General features: G+C 63.3%; 1 protein-coding gene. It reads left to right on the forward strand.

Going from position 1 to position 300, the window contains the following annotated elements:
• Positions 1–300 (forward strand): hypothetical protein (locus QCE62_RS33885; protein WP_309927595.1); only part of this gene is annotated, 300 nt, incomplete at both ends.

Genomic DNA, 300 nt, shown 5'->3' on the forward strand with positions numbered 1-300 from the left:
TCGCTCGATCTGCCGCTCGGCATGAGTCTGTCGCCGGAACAGGTCGCGGCGCTAACGAGCAACGTCGTCATCATGCAGACGGTCATCGTCGACGGTCAGGCCGTGCTCGTGCCCGTCGTGTACCTCGCGAAGGCAAGCCAGCAGAACATGAACGGGCCGCTGATCGCTGCGGCCGATGTCGATCTGAAGGACGCACAGACCTTCAGCAACAGCGGCACGATACAGGCGGGCAACACGCTTTCGATTCAGGGCACGCAGATCGACAACGCTTTCGGCGCGCTGCGCAGCGGCGGTCTGATG

The sequence above is a fragment of the Caballeronia sp. LZ033 genome (assembly GCF_031451265.1).
In the GTDB taxonomy this organism is placed as follows: Bacteria; Pseudomonadota; Gammaproteobacteria; order Burkholderiales; family Burkholderiaceae; genus Caballeronia.